This is a genomic window from Polaromonas sp. P1_G2, assembly GCF_056405515.1.
On the sequence record NZ_JBFUBY010001605.1, the window covers coordinates 1 to 378 of the forward strand.

Annotated in this window: 1 protein-coding gene; it reads left to right on the forward strand. The window is 60.1% G+C overall.

From position 1 onward, the window contains the following. A partial coding sequence (locus tag AC1D0P_RS31755; protein ID WP_477680360.1) for a hypothetical protein occupies positions 1-378 on the forward strand: 378 nt, incomplete at both ends.

The window sequence follows — 378 nt, forward strand, 5'->3', positions numbered from 1 at the left end:
AACTCGTCCTCGGCAGCGCGGAGGACAAGGCGAACGGCAAAGGCAGCTTGTTGGTGACGGGCGATGCCGACGCCTCCTTCAGGGACGTCTCGATCTGGAAGAATGGCAGTCTGTCGGTGAGCGGCCTTTCCTCAGCAGTTCTCGACTTTGTCACGATCGAGAAGAATGGCCGCCTGTCGGTTTCGGACAATGGGACAGGGGCTTTCAACTTCGTCACTGTCTCGAAAACTGCCAGCATGTCGGTGAGCGGCGGCTTGATACGCGTGTCCGCCGCCCTCGAAGGTGATGGCCAGGTCACGATCGGCAAGGCCGGCAAGTTCATCCTAAACGCCGAGGACAAGACCGTCGACATCAGCTTTGCCGCGGGAAGCAAGGGAG